This is a genomic window from Actinomyces dentalis DSM 19115, from assembly GCF_000429225.1.
In the GTDB taxonomy this organism is placed as follows: domain Bacteria; phylum Actinomycetota; class Actinomycetes; order Actinomycetales; family Actinomycetaceae; genus Actinomyces; species Actinomyces dentalis.
The window spans coordinates 1-14,426 of the sequence record NZ_AUBL01000033.1; the positions used below are offsets into that span (position 1 = coordinate 1).

General features: G+C 72.0%; 8 protein-coding genes and 1 pseudogene. 4 read left to right on the forward strand and 5 right to left on the reverse strand.

The annotated features are described in order from the left end of the window. A pseudogene (locus tag G446_RS20985) lies at nucleotides 1-639 on the forward strand (hypothetical protein); the annotation flags it as partial. Beyond that, nucleotides 639-3,092 carry an FtsX-like permease family protein gene (locus tag G446_RS0108450; RefSeq protein WP_026409829.1) on the forward strand — a complete coding sequence of 818 codons (2,454 nt, stop codon included), beginning with the start codon at nucleotides 639-641 and terminating at the stop codon, nucleotides 3,090-3,092. The pseudogene G446_RS20985 and the gene G446_RS0108450, both read left to right, overlap by 1 nt. 929 nt (nucleotides 3,093-4,021) lie before the next feature. Here the strand turns inward: G446_RS0108450 and G446_RS16855 are convergent. Both G446_RS16855 and G446_RS21330 read right to left on the reverse strand, forming a co-directional pair. After that, nucleotides 4,022-5,143 carry a DUF418 domain-containing protein gene (locus G446_RS16855; RefSeq protein WP_084779100.1) on the reverse strand — a complete coding sequence of 374 codons (1,122 nt, stop codon included), beginning with the start codon at nucleotides 5,141-5,143 and terminating at the stop codon, nucleotides 4,022-4,024. A gap of 293 nt (nucleotides 5,144-5,436) precedes the next feature. Next, a complete protein-coding gene (locus G446_RS21330) occupies nucleotides 5,437-7,923 on the reverse strand; it encodes an ABC transporter permease (protein ID WP_026409830.1) in 2,487 nt (828 codons plus the stop codon). Nucleotides 7,924-9,061: 1,138 nt separating this feature from the next. Between G446_RS21330 and G446_RS19950 the strand changes: the two genes are divergently transcribed. Both G446_RS19950 and G446_RS19290 read left to right on the forward strand, forming a co-directional pair. Then, on the forward strand, nucleotides 9,062-9,805 hold the full coding sequence (locus G446_RS19950) for a diacylglycerol/polyprenol kinase family protein (RefSeq protein ID WP_156916585.1): 744 nt from the start codon (nucleotides 9,062-9,064) through the stop codon (nucleotides 9,803-9,805). 42 nt (nucleotides 9,806-9,847) lie between these two features. Continuing rightward, nucleotides 9,848-10,486, forward strand: coding sequence for a cation efflux transmembrane domain-containing protein (locus tag G446_RS19290; RefSeq protein ID WP_084779101.1), 639 nt, complete (start codon nucleotides 9,848-9,850; stop codon nucleotides 10,484-10,486). A gap of 199 nt (nucleotides 10,487-10,685) precedes the next feature. Here the strand turns inward: G446_RS19290 and G446_RS16870 are convergent, their stop codons facing one another. The 3 genes from G446_RS16870 to G446_RS0108485 are packed head-to-tail and all read right to left on the reverse strand — an operon-like array spanning nucleotide 10,686 to nucleotide 14,352. Beyond that, nucleotides 10,686-11,513, reverse strand: a complete 828-nt coding sequence (locus G446_RS16870; RefSeq protein ID WP_051285806.1) for a response regulator transcription factor — start codon at nucleotides 11,511-11,513, stop codon at nucleotides 10,686-10,688. Beyond that, entirely contained in the window at nucleotides 11,510-13,132 is a 1,623-nt protein-coding gene (locus G446_RS16875; protein WP_051285808.1) for a sensor histidine kinase, read from the reverse strand. Before G446_RS16875 ends, G446_RS16870 begins: the two co-directional genes overlap by 4 nt. A gap of 8 nt (nucleotides 13,133-13,140) precedes the next feature. Beyond that, the gene (locus G446_RS0108485) at nucleotides 13,141-14,352 is read right to left on the reverse strand and encodes a Fic family protein (protein ID WP_026409832.1); all 1,212 of its coding nucleotides are present in this window, start codon (nucleotides 14,350-14,352) and stop codon (nucleotides 13,141-13,143) included. Nucleotides 14,353-14,426 lie beyond the last annotated feature (74 nt).

A 14,426-nucleotide genomic window follows, 5' to 3' on the forward strand; every position in this document is an offset into this window, starting at 1 on the left:
GCCCTGGGGGCCATGTGCCGCAACCTGGGCCAGACCGTGGTCATGGTCACCCACGACGAGAACGCCGCCGCCGCCACCAACCGCATCATCCGCCTCACAGACGGACGCATCACCACAGACAACCCCACCACCCACACCGCACACCACCACGCAGCCCCGGCCGGCGCCCGCCACGGCGCGCCCGCCGGCCCGGACGCCCCGGCGGCCGCCCCCGGTCCCGACCCCGCCGAGCCCCCGGCGCCGGCGGCCGCCCCCGGTCCCGGCCCGGCCGGGGACTTCCGGGCCACCGTGCCCGTACCCGCGCGCAGACCCGCCGCCCGAGGCGGCCGCACCGCCCAGTCCCCGGCGGCGCCGGGCGCCTTCACCGTGCCCGTGGCCACGACTCCCCCGCGCACCAGCACCGCCCGGCCCCCGGCCGGCCCGGACGGGGGCCCGGTCGGCGGCGCGACCGCGCGACTGGCCCCCGCCCCGCCGGCGCGCACCGCCCCGCCGGTGCGCAGGACCACCCGCGCCCCCGGCGCCACCCACTACCCCGCCGCCCCGGGTCGCCCCGCCACCGCCTCCTACTTCCCGGCCCCCCGGGCCGGCGCCGCAACCACCGGCCCCGCCGGCCCCCTCCAGACCAGGAGGATGCACTGATGCCCTCCCTGCTCGACGCCCGCCGCACCGCCGCCGCCCTGGTGGCGGTGGCCCTGAGCGCGGCCCTGATCGCCTTCGCCTTCATCGTCTCCGACTCCTTCACCACCCAGCTCACCGCCGCCGCCCGCGCCTCGGTGGGCGACGCCGACGTCGTCGTCCTGCCCCAGCGCGGCGAGGACCTGCCCGAGAGCACCGCGCAGAACATCGCCGCCGCACCGGGCGTTAAGAGCGTGCGGCCCTATATCGAGGAGCACGCGTTCCTCGACCGGAACGGCGCCGGCGACGTCCACGTCTTCGTCCTGGACGCGCCGGGCGCGAGCGCGAACGTCACCGAGGGGCGCCTGCCCGCCTCGACCGGCGAGATCGCCATCTCGAGCGCCCTCGCGCAGACGGAGGGCATAAGCGTCGGGGACTCGATACCCCTGAGGTCCCTGGGAACCGATAGGCGGTCCGCCTCCGCCGTCACGGCGAGCGTCGTGGGCGTCATCGCGCCGACGGCGGCCATGACCCGCAACGACCCGCAGGACTCCTACGTCTTCGCCACCGCCGACGAGCGCGCAGCCCTGGGCCTGAACTCGACCCCCGCCGTCCTCTACGTCACCGGCGACGGAACCTCCGCCGCCGGCCTCCTGGACTCGGTGACGAGGGCGGCCGGCGGCGCCCAGGTCTACACCGCCGACGACATCGTCGCCATGCGCGCCGCGAACGGCCAGTCGGGGGTTTCGGCGACATTGACCCTGCTGGGGATCCTCGGTCCGGTGTGCGCGGTGGTGGCTGCCATCGTCATCGCCACGACCTTCACCACCCTGGTGGCCCGCCAGACCCGCACCACCGGCCTGCTGCGCTGCATCGGCGCCTCGCGCCGCCAGGTCATGGGCGCCGTGCTGCGCACCGCCGCCCTCACCGGGGTTCTCGGCTCCATCCTCGGCGCCGGGCTCGGGACCGGGGCCGCCGCGCTCCTTGTGCGCTCCGGCGTCGTCGACGGCCTCGGGTCGCAGTACCTGACCATCACCCCCGCCTCCCTGGCCCTGGCCGTCGGACTGTCCGCCCTGGTCACCCTCATCGCGGTTCTCCGACCGACCCGCCGCGCCGCCCGCGTCTCGCCCCTGGTCGCCCTGACCGGCGTCGTCGCCGACGACCGCACCCTGGGCCGACGCCGCCTCATCACCGCGGTACTCGGCGTCCTCCTCATTCTCGCCGGCGCCGCCCTGACCGGCGTCGCGGTCCTCATAGGGGTGCCCGAGATCACGGCCGTCGGCGCCGTCGTCCTGACCCTGGGCATCCTCGCCGCCCTGCCGCTGCTGGTGGTCGGCGCCTCCCGGCTCATCGGGCGCCTGGCGGGCGCCGAGCGCCACCCCGTCCTCCAGCTCGCGGCCCGCAACCTGGAGCGCAACCCCGGCCGGGCGAGCGCGACCACGGCCGCCCTGCTCGTCTCCGTCGGCGTCGCCACCACGATGGTGGTGGGCATGGCCACCGTGGCGGCCTCCATGAGCGGCTACCTGGCCTCCAGCAACCCCGTCGACATTACCGTTCAGTCCGTTGCTCCCGACGACGACGCGGCCGCGCTCACCAGCAGGATCGAGCAGGTCGACGGCGTCAGGACAGCCGTACTCGTCCCCGAGCTCACCGTCCGGGCCGACTCCTCCGCCGGTTCGGATGACCTGATTCTCCACGCGGTCGACGAGGCGGCCGTCGCCCCCATCATCCGCTCCCACGCGGGCCTGGAGGGGCTGAACGACGGCACCCTCGTCGTCGGCGAGGCCAACGAGCTGCCCGAAGGGAGCCAGGTCACCCTCACCGGACCGGCGGGTGCCGTCACTCTGAGCGTCCACGTCGAGAAGAGCGGTCTCGGCCCGGTCATCACCCCCGCCGTCGCCCACCGGCTCGCGGGGGACGCCCCCACCGCCCGCGCCCTGTGGGCGCGCACCAGCGGCGACGGGTCCGACGCCGCCCCGGCCGCCCGCGTCCGCGAGGCCCTGCGCGGCACAGGCCTCGTCGTCACCGCCTCGGTCGACGGTCGGACGGCCTTCGTCACCCTCATCCATCGCGCTACCCTCATCACCGCCGCGGTCCTCGGCCTGACCCTGCTCATCACCCTGTCCGGTCTGGCCAACACCACCGACGTGTCCGTCCTGGAGCGCACCCGCGAGATCGGGGTCCTGCGCGCCACCGGCACCGGGCGCGCACAGGTGCGGGGCCTGTTCCTCACCGAGGCCGTCCTCACCGCGGTTCTGGGCGGTCTCATCGGCACCGTCCTGGGGGCGGTGGTCGGGATCGCGGGTGTAACCGCTCTTATGGGGCCTGCGGGCGCCTCCAGTCTCGCCCCCGCCATCCCCTGGCTGGAGGTTCTGGGGATCCTCCTGGCCTCCGCCGCCGTCGGCGTCCTCGCCTCCCTGCGACCCGCCGGCCGGGCCGCCGCCATCGCCCCCGTCGCCGCCCTGGCCACCGACTGACGGCCGACTGACCGCCGCCCGGCCCCGGGCCGCCCCGGCGCAGGGATGCGCGCCTCGTATTCGGAGGCGGTTCCGGCCGGGGGCGGTGCGCGCGGTCGGTGGCTCATCGGGTGCGTTCGATGGAGTTCTTGGTCGGGTGGTCGTCGGGGTCGGTTCTCGCGGGTGGGTCGGGGCGGTCGGCGGTCCATCGGGTCCTGATTCTGGCGCTCTGGGAGGATCGTTCCGCCCCGCACCCCGCAGCGTTGGCTACACAACCGCGGAATCATGCGGGAACCGCCGAGCGCATCCGGGGTGCCGACCCGAACGATCCTCCCAGAGCGCCATTTCCCGCCTCGAGCGGTCTCCGCGGGAGTCTTCTCCGCGTCATCGGGTCGCGCGACACCTTCGAGCCGCCAAGCGGGGCGGCTCCTGCGCGTCCGGGGGGGCAGCGCGGACCGGTCCGGGGGCCGGGGTGCTCGCCGTGGCCGCCGTCCGTGCGGGGCCCGCGGCGGCGCAGGTTGTTCAAATCTGCCACAAAGGCCTGGATCTCGCCGGGGCGCCGAAAGAGAAACGTTGATATTCCGCGCTTCTTCTCGCCGCCGATCCCGCCGCGGCGGAGGTGATGGGCTGGTCAAGGTCGCCGACCTCGGGTGAGTCCCTTGGCGTGGGTTGTGCCGCGGGGTCCTGGCCGGCGGCCCCGGGGTCCGCGGAGGGCGCGTCGGGTCGTTTGCTACGCGCCTTCCTGTCCGCTGCGCTCCTTCACCCTCCGCTACGCCTCTTTTTCTCGTACAGTCAAGGAACGTAGCAGAGGAAGAAGGGCGTAGTAGACGCGAGTGCCGCCGGGCCGCCCGCACCCGCATTGCCGCCCGTTGAATAACTTCCGGGCCCGGGATCACCGCAGTGACCCCGGGCCCGGCATCGTATTCGTCGTCGCGCGATTCAGCCTGCGATCAGCCGGCCGTGACGGGTCGGCCGGGCCGCAGCGGGACGGTCGAGTCGCGGGAGGCCGGCCGAGCCGTGACGGGTTGACCGAACCGCGGCGGGACGGCCGAGTCGCGGGAGGCCGGGGTTGCGACGGGCCGGCCGGCCCGCAGCGGGACGATCCGCCACCAGGTCGCGCACCGCCACGCCCACTCCAGGGGACCGTAGGAGAAGCGGGACAGCCACAGGCGGCACGCGATCCACTGGACGGCCAGGACGGCCACGGCGACGACGAGCCCGGGCACCACGTCGAAGGCCGACCTCGACTCCGCGTGAAGCATCATCCCCGCGGGCACCATGACGAACGTCGCGGTGACATAGCAGGTCAGGGCCATGCGCCCCAGGGGCTCGAACGCCGCTCTGAGGACCCGGCGCACAGGAGTGCGCCACAGCAGCGCCAGGAGGCAGACGTACAGGCAGGCCATGACGCCCCCGGCGACCCCGCCGGCCACGAAGAACCTGGGGTCGCCGGGCTCCCCGGCCTGCCAGGGGATCGCGGCCGCGGTGGCCGCGGCGAACAGCAGCGCCGCCGCCCCGACGCGCCGGTCGGCGCGCTCGAGCAGGGCGGGCAGACCGTAGGCCTGGGCGGCCGAACCGAGGAGGAGCAGCCCGGGCAGGGACAGGTTGCCTCCTCCCGCCACGGCGTAGGCGCCGATGGTGGCCGCCAGACCGAGTCCCAGGCGCCAGGAGCGCGGCACTGCGAGGACGACGGGCAGGGCGAGGATTCCCATAATGGCGTACGCGAGCAGGATCTCGTCGGGGTAGAGGATGGAGTTGAGAAGCCCGATGATGACCAGGGCGCCCAGGCGGCGCAGCAGGATCTTCCAACCGGCCTCGCCGCGCCGGACGGCGGAGTCGATGACGAATCCCATGCTCATGCCGAACATGAAGGAGAAGATCGGGACGAAGCGGGTCGCCACGAGGAAGTACAGGGCGTTGGCGGCCGGCGGGATCACGGGGTGGACCAGGACGGGGCCGTGACGCCCCAGATGCATAATGTCGGCGGTATTGACCAGGAGAATGCCCGCAATGGCGAAACCGCGCAGGGCGTCGAGGAAATGGAATCGGATGGGGGCGGTGGAGGTGCTCATGGTGTCGACCGTAGGCGCCGACGGCGTCGGTCACACCGGTCCGGACCGATTTTCCACCCCGGGTTGCAAGGCCGCGGGAGCGTTGCCACCCGAGGGTGGCAACGCCGGGTCCGCCCCGCCCGCGGGCGCGTCACCCGATGGGCGGGCGGCCTTTTCGCCGAGAGGTGCACTTCGCACTCGAGAGCGCGGTTCCAACCGTCATTCTCGAGTGCGAAGTGCACGTCTCGGCGTCGAGGGGCCGCTGCGCGTGGTTCGCCGGGGCGTCCCGGGGCCGGGCGGCGGTCAGTCGGCCGTCAGTCGGTGGCCAGGGCGGCGACGGGGGCGATGGCGGCGGCCCGGCCCGCGGGTCGCAGGGAGGCGAGGACGCCGACGGCGGCGGAGGCCAGGAGGATCCCGATCAGTGCCGGCCAGGGGAGTTGCAGGTTGAGGCCCGAGCCGGCTTGCGTGCCCATGAGGGCGGACACGCCCGCCAGTCCGATGGCCGCCCCCAGGGCGACGCCGATGAGGCCGCCCAGGAGGGCGGTGAGGACGGCCTCGGCGAGGAACAGGCCCCGCACCTGCGCGCGCCCGGTGCCGGTGGCCCGCAGGACGCCGATCTCGCGGGTGCGCTCCAGGACGGACACGTCGGTGGTGTTGGCCAGGCCGGACAGGGTGATGAGCAGGGTCAGACCGAGGACAGCTCCAATGACCACCGTCACCCGCTGGATCTGCTGGGAGAAGGCGGTGCGCCCGTCGGCCGAGCCGCTCACGAGCAGCCCGGTGCCGCGCAGGGCCTCGCGGACGCGGGCGGCCGGGGCGGCGTCGGAGCCGTCGCCGCTGGTGCGCGCCCACAGGGCGCGGGCGGTGGGGGCGTCCCCGACGAGTCGGTGGGCGACGGCGGGGGTGATGACCGGGCCGAAGCCGCCCTCCTCGACGTGGACCGTGAGCTCGGCGCTGCCCGCCGGTCCGGTGAGGGTCGCCTTCGAGCCCTCGGCCAGGTGGTAGATGCCGCCGACGATGAGAGTGCCGTCGTCCAGTCCCTCCAGGCCGTGGTGGGAGCGGATGACGGGGGCCACCGCGGCCTCGTCCACCGCGCTCACGGTGAAGTCGTCATCGCCCCTGGTGTTGGAGTAGGCGTCCTTGTTCTCGGGGGTCAGGCGCAGGCTCAGTTCGGGGACCGCCACGACGGTCTGGACGCCGTCGACGCCCTTGACCTGCGCGGTGAGCGAGTCGATGTCCTGCTGCGCCGTCGTGCCCTGGACGCGGATGTCGATGGGGGCGCCGGAGCTGAGGTAGCTGTCCGTGGAGGCCGCGACGCTGGTCAGGCCGGTGACCATGGTGGCGGCCACGCCCACGGAGACGAGCAGGGCGGCGGTGGTCGCGCTCGCCCGCCCCGGGTTGCGCTCCAGGTTGCGGGTTGCCAGGTGGAGGACGGGGTGGCGCTCGGCGCCCGCCAGGCGCCCGATGAGCCGGGAGGCGCCGACCACCAGCAGCGGCAGGGCGACCAGCACGCCCAGGACGAGCACGACGGCGCCGGCCGCCGTGAACTCCAGAATGCGGGCCCTGACCGCCAGGAACATGACGGCGGAGCCGGCGGCGGCGATGACGGCGCCCGCGATGGCGGCGGCCAGGCGGCGTCGGCCCAGGGTGCGGTCGTCGGCGACGACGCCGGTCAGGGCGACCAGGGGCGAGATGCGGGAGGCGCGGCGGGCGGGCCACAGGGCCGCGATGAGGGTGACCAGGGTGGACGTCCCGACGGCCAGGGCCAGGGAGGCGGGGGTGATGGTCAGGTACTGCGACCCGAGGCCGTCGACGACGCCGGAGCGGATGAGGGCGGCCCCGGCTCCGGCCCCGATCCCGGCGCCGAGAACGGAGCCGAGAACCCCGGTGAGGGCGGCGGTGCGCAGCACGGCGCCCATGACCTGGCGGCGCGAGGCCCCCACGCAGCGAAGCAGTCCGGTGGTGCGGGTCTGGCGGGCCACCAGGGTGGCGAAGGTCGTGGCGATGACGATGGCCGCCACCACCGCGCACACCGGCCCGAGCACACCCAGCAGGAGCAGTGTCGCCGAGGTGCTGCTGCCGCTGTTCGCGGCGCGCATGGTGACGATGTCGTCGGCGGTGTAGACCTGGGCGCCGTCGGCCGCCTTCGTCACCGAGTCCAGGAGGTCGCCGGCGGAGACCCCGTCCCGTGCGGTGACGTACAGGACGACGGGCGTTTCGCTCACGCCCAGGGCGGCGCGCTCGTCGGCGGTGGCGAAGACGTAGGAGTCCTGCGGGCTCTGCCGGGTCGCTTCGGCCCCGGGCTCGATAATGCCCACGATGGTGGCGGTGGTGGGGGAGGCGGCGTCGTCGGTCGGGTCCTTGATGAAGGAGGCCGCGTCGCCGACCCCCAGGTTCTGGTTCTGCGCGAACAACGAGGAGACCGCGACCTCCCCGGCCGCCTCGGGCAGGCGCCCGGCGGTCAGACGGGTGGTACTGGTCAGGGTCGGCGCGTCCAGGACGAAGACGTGCTCGTCGTAGGCGGTGCCGGGCCGATCGAGGTAGGTCATGCCCTCGATGTAGGGGCGCACGCCGGCCACCCCGGACGCGGCGGCGATGTTCTGCGCGGTGCTCTCGGGCAGGTCCTCGCCGCGCTGGGGCAGGACGACGACGTCGGCGTCGCCCACCGAGGCGCGGGCGGCGGCGGTGAGCTGGGTGGTGAAGGAGTCGGAGACGATGAAGGCGAAGGCGATCAGGGCCGCGCTCAGGGCCACCGCCACCAGGGCGGCGGCGGTGCGGCGGGCGTCGAGCAGGGAGGGCATGTCAGCGCACCCCCCTCTGGGCTGGGGCGCGGTGCGCGGGGGCGGGGCGAGGAGCTCGGTTCACGGAAATCTTCTCCCTGTTCGGTCCATTCAACTGATGGCACTCACGGTAGGAGCGGGCCGAGAGCCGGGGGAATGCGCCGAAAGACGGCTTGTCGGCCCCGTCTCCGACTAAAGGGGGACGCCTCGGCCGCGCGGCCGGGACGAGACCGGGTCCGGTCGTGTCGGTCGTGCCGGTCGCACCGTCCGTCTGCGCGTCTGCCCCGGGGGAGTCGGGGCGCGGCCCGGGATCCGATGCGCCATCCGCCGGTGAGCCCCGCCTCGGGGGGCTCGGGCCGTGGCCAGCCGGCGCTGGAAGAGCGTGCCGGTGAGCCCCGCCTCGGGGGCGTCGTCATCCCGGCGGTTCTGCTCGCGGCTGCCTTCCACGATGCCCCCCGCCCTCGGGGTGTCGTTTTGGTGGTGTCAGCTGGGCTCGCATTGTGCGAGGTGGGCCGGCACGGATCGAGCTGGGGTGGATTCCGTCGCGCTGGGCTCGCATGACGCAAGGTGGTGTGGATTCCGTCGCGCTGGGCTCGCATTACGCAAGCCGGGTCGGGCACGTTCCTTAGCGTGGTGGCGATCGCTGCGGGCCCCCGCCCGGCGGCTCTCCCGACGAGTCCACCGCCAACATCAAGTCCTGAATAATCCATTCGCACCGCCTGCGGGAAAGCCCTGCACATATTCGATCGGACAATCACCGCCGTCCTCGCGCTCTACGTGTTCGAAATCACACCCTGAATAACCTTTGTGAACCAACATCACACAATCGTCCCGGCGGGGCCGCGCCGCAGCCCCGCCAATACGCCGAGAACTCCGAACACCGGACAATCCCCGCCGACTTCACCGAGGCCCTTCGGGGTGTTATAGTGAATCGTGGTGGTGAGGATCTTCGATGCCGGATCGGATGACTCAGCACCACCCATCCCGACTCGGACGGACCCTCACCGCCCCGTCAGGGCCCGACGTCTGCAGCCTCATGACGCAAAACGGTTGAGGCGTCCAATCTCGCTCCCTCTGCCAGCGGGCGAGCTATTGGGCCGAGCCGAGCCCGACCGGGCACCACCACCATCGCCAGCAACTCCGATGAGAAGGGTTCAACATGCCAGTCGTGGTCCCCATAAGAATACTGCAGGGTCTGCTCTACGTCGTCGGCGCATATTTTCTGTGCGCTTCATCCGTGCTTTTCATTCGCAAAATAGTCTCAGTGCCTCCAGAAGTGTCCAGGAAGCTTCTGCATCTCTCCGCAATTATTGTTCTAACGGTATGGCTGTACGCTTTCGCCGACTGGAGGATCACGGAAGTTACAATAGTGGTGTTCGCCGTCGCGGCGCACCCGATCCTTCTCCTTCTTCTCTCGATAAAGGATCGGTCCATAAAAGATCGGCCCGCCGCCTCCTCTCTTTCAAATATATCATCTGAAAGAAGTCCCGGAGAACTGCACAAGAGCCTGAGCGCCTCTTACCTCATGTTCATGTTGGCAGTAGGCGTCTGCTGGGGCTGGCTCGGGGACAGGAACCTCGCCCTTGTCAGCATCTTCGCCTGGGGGCCAGGGGACGCGGCCGCCGCGCTGGTCGGGAAACGGTACGGGAAGAATAAGATCGGAAAAATGCGGAGAAAATCCTTGGAGGGCACGCTCGCCATGCTTGTACTCTCCTGGGTGAGCGTTTTCGCGGTTCTTTCATGGAATGACACCTTCTCCTCGGAGCAGGCCCTCCTGGTATCCGCTCTGACGGCGACGGTCACCACGGCCGCCGAGCTGGCAACGTCCAACGGGCTTGATACTTTCTTCTGCCCAGCGGCGGCCATGCTGATTCTGTGTCCGGCGCATCTTCTGTTCCAGTAGCTTTCTTTCGCGTCAATCTCGCAATCTAATTCAGGAGAACTCATGGATCAAGATAAGAAAAGCGGTTACCGAACCCTCCTGACCTCAATGCTGCTGAGCTCACCCGGACCGCTGGTCCTGGGCCTGGGCCTCACTGTTGGTCACAGCTCCACACAACTCTCGGACTTCACCAGGCGAACGGCAGAGTTCTTGGCGCTCATCGTCGCCTTCGCCGTGTACACGGTGACGAACAGACGAAAGATGGACGAGAAGCGGAAACATGCGCTGGAGAGAAGAGGAAACAGTTTCGTCGGAGTGATCATGTGCGTGAGCGGGATGAGCATGATCCTCCTGACAGTCCTGTCAGGCAGGGAGGACAAGGGGAACGTCGTTCCTGCACTTGCGATCGCGATTCTCGGCGCGGCCACCAACATATTCTTCTGGCGCCGGTACGCATTTCTTCACAAAAAGCAGGGAAATTCCATCCTGGGTGTACAGGCGAGGTTGTTCAAAGCAAAATCGGGTGTCGACGTGTGCGTGACCATTGTGCTTGCTGCAATACTGGTATTCCCCGGCTCCGGAATTTCATCCCATCTGGATACCATTGGTTCCGTGCTGGTGTCACTGTACATGCTCAGGAGCGGTATAAAAACGATTTTCGAACAATGTCACCGGAATAACGCCGCGGAGCGGGGCGACTAAAACACTATTCGTCACCAAGGGCGGTCATTCAAAATCACACCGAATAACCTTAAAGGCTCATTGGGCGCATCCCGGCACCTGCCGTCAGCCCGTGGCGGGAGGAGATCCGCACCCGGTCGCGTCGGCCTGGAAATGGGCGGTGCGTCAGCCCGTGGCGGGCGGGACGGGATCCGGGGCGTCGGGACTAGCCGCGCCGAACCTACTGGGATGGGCGGTCCGGATGATCGGTCCCGACCGGGGCTGGCCCCTCGCCCGCGCGCACGAGCCCGCTCTCGTACGCCAGCACAATGAGCTGGGCGCGGTCCCGCAAGTTCAGCTTGCGCAGCATGCGGTTGATGTGGGACTTGATCGTCGATTCGGCCAGGAAGAGGTCGCCGGCTATCTCTCTGTTGTTCATGGCCCGTCCCACCAGGGTGAGGATCTCCTTCTCCCGGTCGGACAGGACTGCGAGGAGGCCGGCTCGTCCGGCCCGCGCGCTGTGCTCTGGGGAGTCGGCGGCCCGCGCGCTGTGCTCTGGGGGGTCGGCGGGGCGCGCGCCGATCCCCGGGGAGTCGATGGGGCGCGCCGCGCCAGCCCCCGGGGAATCGGCGGAGGCGGGCGGCGCGAACCAGCGCTCCAGCAGCCGGCGGGTGGCCGAGGGGGCCACGACCGAGTCGCCCCGCGCCACGGCCCGGATCCCGGCGATCAGCTCGGGGGCCGTGGTGTCCTTGAGCAGGAAGCCCGAGGCCCCGGCCCTCATGGCGGCCACGAGGTAGTCGTCCAGGTCGAAGGTGGTCAGCACGATCACCTTGATCCCGGGATCGGCCTCCAGAACGGCCCGGGTGGCGGCGATGCCGTCCAGGGCGGGCATTCGAATGTCCATGAGCACGACGTCGGGCCGGGTCGTCCTGACCATGGACAGGGCGCCGACGCCGTCGGACGCCTGCCCGACGACGCACATGTCCCTCTGGGCGTCGAGGATCATGCGGAAGCCGGTGCGGACCAGGTCCTGGTCGTCCACCAGCGCGATGCGCAGCGGCCGGCTCACGGCGCCTCATCCCTCAAATGCGCGGCTGCGGCGTCCCGCTCCTCGGGGACCGCGGGGGAAGAGGCGGGCTGCGCGGCGGGTGGCGCCACGGCATTCCGTTCCGCGGGGGAAGAGGCGGGCTGCGCAGTGGACGGCGCCGCAACGTCCCGCTCCGCGGCCGGGGTCGCGGGGACGCGGGCGCGCACGGCGAATCCGCCGCCGGGTTGCGGCCCGGCCTTCAGGTTCCCGCCGACCGCCTCGAGACGACGGCGCAGATTCGCCAGGCCCTGCCCGCCGCGCTCGCCCGACCCCCCGCGGCCGTTCCGTTCGCCGGGGTCGCCCGGACGCCCGCCGCGCGGCGGGCCCTCCGCCGCATCGGCGCGGGGGGCTTCGGCCGGGTCGCCGTCCACGACGGATCGGACGGTGCCCTCCGCCGCATCGGCGCGGGAGACTCCAGCTGCCTCGGCCGCCCCGGCCGCCCCGGGAGACGGCGCGTCGGCGGCGGGGTCGGGGTCAGCGCCGGGGCCGTCGTCGGGACGGTCCGTGACGGTCAGGACGACGTCGTCGTCGCGGTGCTCCACCGTTATATCGACGGAGGCCGGCCCCGCGTGCTTGAGCACATTGGTCAGCGACTCCTGGGCCGTGCGGTAGAGGGCGAGCCCGGCCTGCGTCCCGAGGGCGGGACGGCCCGGCGGCGGGTCGTCGATCCTCAATTCGACCGGCAGCCCGGCGGCGCGGACGTCGTTGACGAGTCGCGGCAGGTCGGAGAGCCCCGGAACCGGGCGCAGCGGCCCGCCCGACTCCGGGGAGGAGGACGAGGAGGTCAGGGTGCGGGTCAGACCGCGGGTGTCGGCCAGGGCCGAGCGGGCGGTCCTCCGTATCGTCCCCAGCGCCTGCGCCGCCTGCTCCAGGCGCTGGGGCGGCGGAAGGTCGATGTCGTCGGAGCTCGACGCCAGGTAGTGGCCCGCCTCGGCCTGGACCGCGATGAGGGCCAGGGCGTGCCCCACGACGTCGTGGACCTCCCGGGCGATCTCGGTGCGCAGGGCCGCGTCGCGCGCCGCGTGCCGCTGCTCCTCCTCCGCCAGGCGGGCCGCCGACTCCGCCTGGCGGGCGCGGGCCTCCGCGGCCAGGGCCTCGGCCTCGACCACGCGGCTGGCGGCCAGTTCCTGGTGCTGCCTCTCCGACCTGCCCAGGCCCCAGGAGATGGCGGATACGCATATGGGTATGGCGAAGTTCGTGAGCAGACTCTGGCGGTAGTAGGTGGGGAAGCCCAGTTTGTCCCGGCTCCAGTCCCAGGAGCCCAGCGCGGCCCCGATGACCACTGCCGCGGTCCACAGGGGCGTGAGCTCCCGCCTGCCCCGTCGTCCCACCGCGTGGAGGGACACGACCATTGGCAGATCGGCGGGCAGGACGGAGTCCGTGACAATGATCTGGACCGCGCACAGGAGGCCGTGGACGCCGAGGACGGCGTCGGCGTGGCGCCCGCACCACCGCAGGGCGATCAGGGCCAGCGCCGCCCCGGCCGTGAGCCCCCAGGAGTGGGTACCCGCCCAGGTGCCGCCGACCGAGACGAGCGCCAGCGCGACGACCCCGAGTATCTTCAGGTACCGGAGTCCGGTGGGTCTGCGCCGCCTGACCATGGCCCCAACTATGGCATTTCTCGGCGCGTTCCGGGTCGCGCCCGGCGTCCCAGAGCGGAGGCGACGTCGTCCATGAGATCGAGGATCTCGGGACTGCGCCACGCCCTCCGGTGCGGGCCGATGAGGTACCCGCGAAGCAGGCCGGCGGCTTCGAGCCGCTCCAGGGAGCGGCGCGCCGCGGCCTCGGAGACCCCGACGGCGGTCGCCGCGGAACCCGCGTCGAGGACCGGTCGGCGGGCGAGCAGCTCAATAATGGCGCGGTCCGGCGTGCCCGCGCGCCCGGGGGAGCGTTCGAGCATGGCCTCCACGGTCCGGCCGATCCGTCGCCCCGCGCTGCGCCCGAGCGCTGCGGCCCGCGCCGCGGCCCCGATGAAGAGCTCGACGATGACGAGCGGCTCGCCGCGGCGGTAGGCGTCCAGGGAGCGGAAGTAGGAGTCGACGTCGGCGAGCAGCACGGCGGACAGGGGCAGCGGGGCGTGCGGGGTCAGCCCCGCCCAGGAGAGCAGGACGTGGATGAGGGCGCGCCCCGTGCGGCCGTTGCCGTCGACGAAGGGGTGGATCGTCTCGAAGTGGGCGTGGGCGATGGCGGTCCTGGTCAGGGGCGGCAGATCCGTGCGGCGGGTGAAGGCGAAGAGGTCCTCCAGCGCTTCGGGCACCCGTTCGTGCCGGGGAGGAACGAAGAGCGCGCCCGCGGGGGAGAGCTCGGATCCGCCGATCCACACGGGCTCGCGGCGCAGCGCCCCGGCGTCGTCGGGGGCGCTGGACTCCAGGAGGGCGCGGTGCATGGACAGCAGGGAGTCGAGGCTCAGCGGCGGGCGGATCGAGGAGGCGGCCGTCATGGCCCGGGTATTGGCGACGACGAGTGCGGCGTTACCGCGGCCCGTCTCGAAGAGCTCGGCCTCCATGAGTCTGCGGGCGGAGACGGTGAGTCGTTCGATCCTCGAGGAGGCGCTGGACTCGCTGCGCAGGAGCAGGGGGGTGAACGGCAGGAGCGCGCTGGCGGCGTCGGAGTCGAAGCGCGAGACCGCGGCGACAGCGTCGGCCTCGGCGGCGGCGAGGCGCGTGGGGAGGGTCAGGGCGGCGTCGGCGATTTCGGGGACGACGGCGGCCTCGTAGGTGGAGGGGAGGAGGGCGCGCTGGCGGGGCGTGAGGAACTCGGCCATGCGCGAGGTCCAGGGCAGCGTCTCGCGGCCCGGCCTCGGCCACTCGTTCTCGCTCATCTGTCACCGGTCCGCTCGGTTCTTGCACTTAATGGGGTCAAGTGTCACTTCTCGAGCGGGCCGGCGGCAAGGGC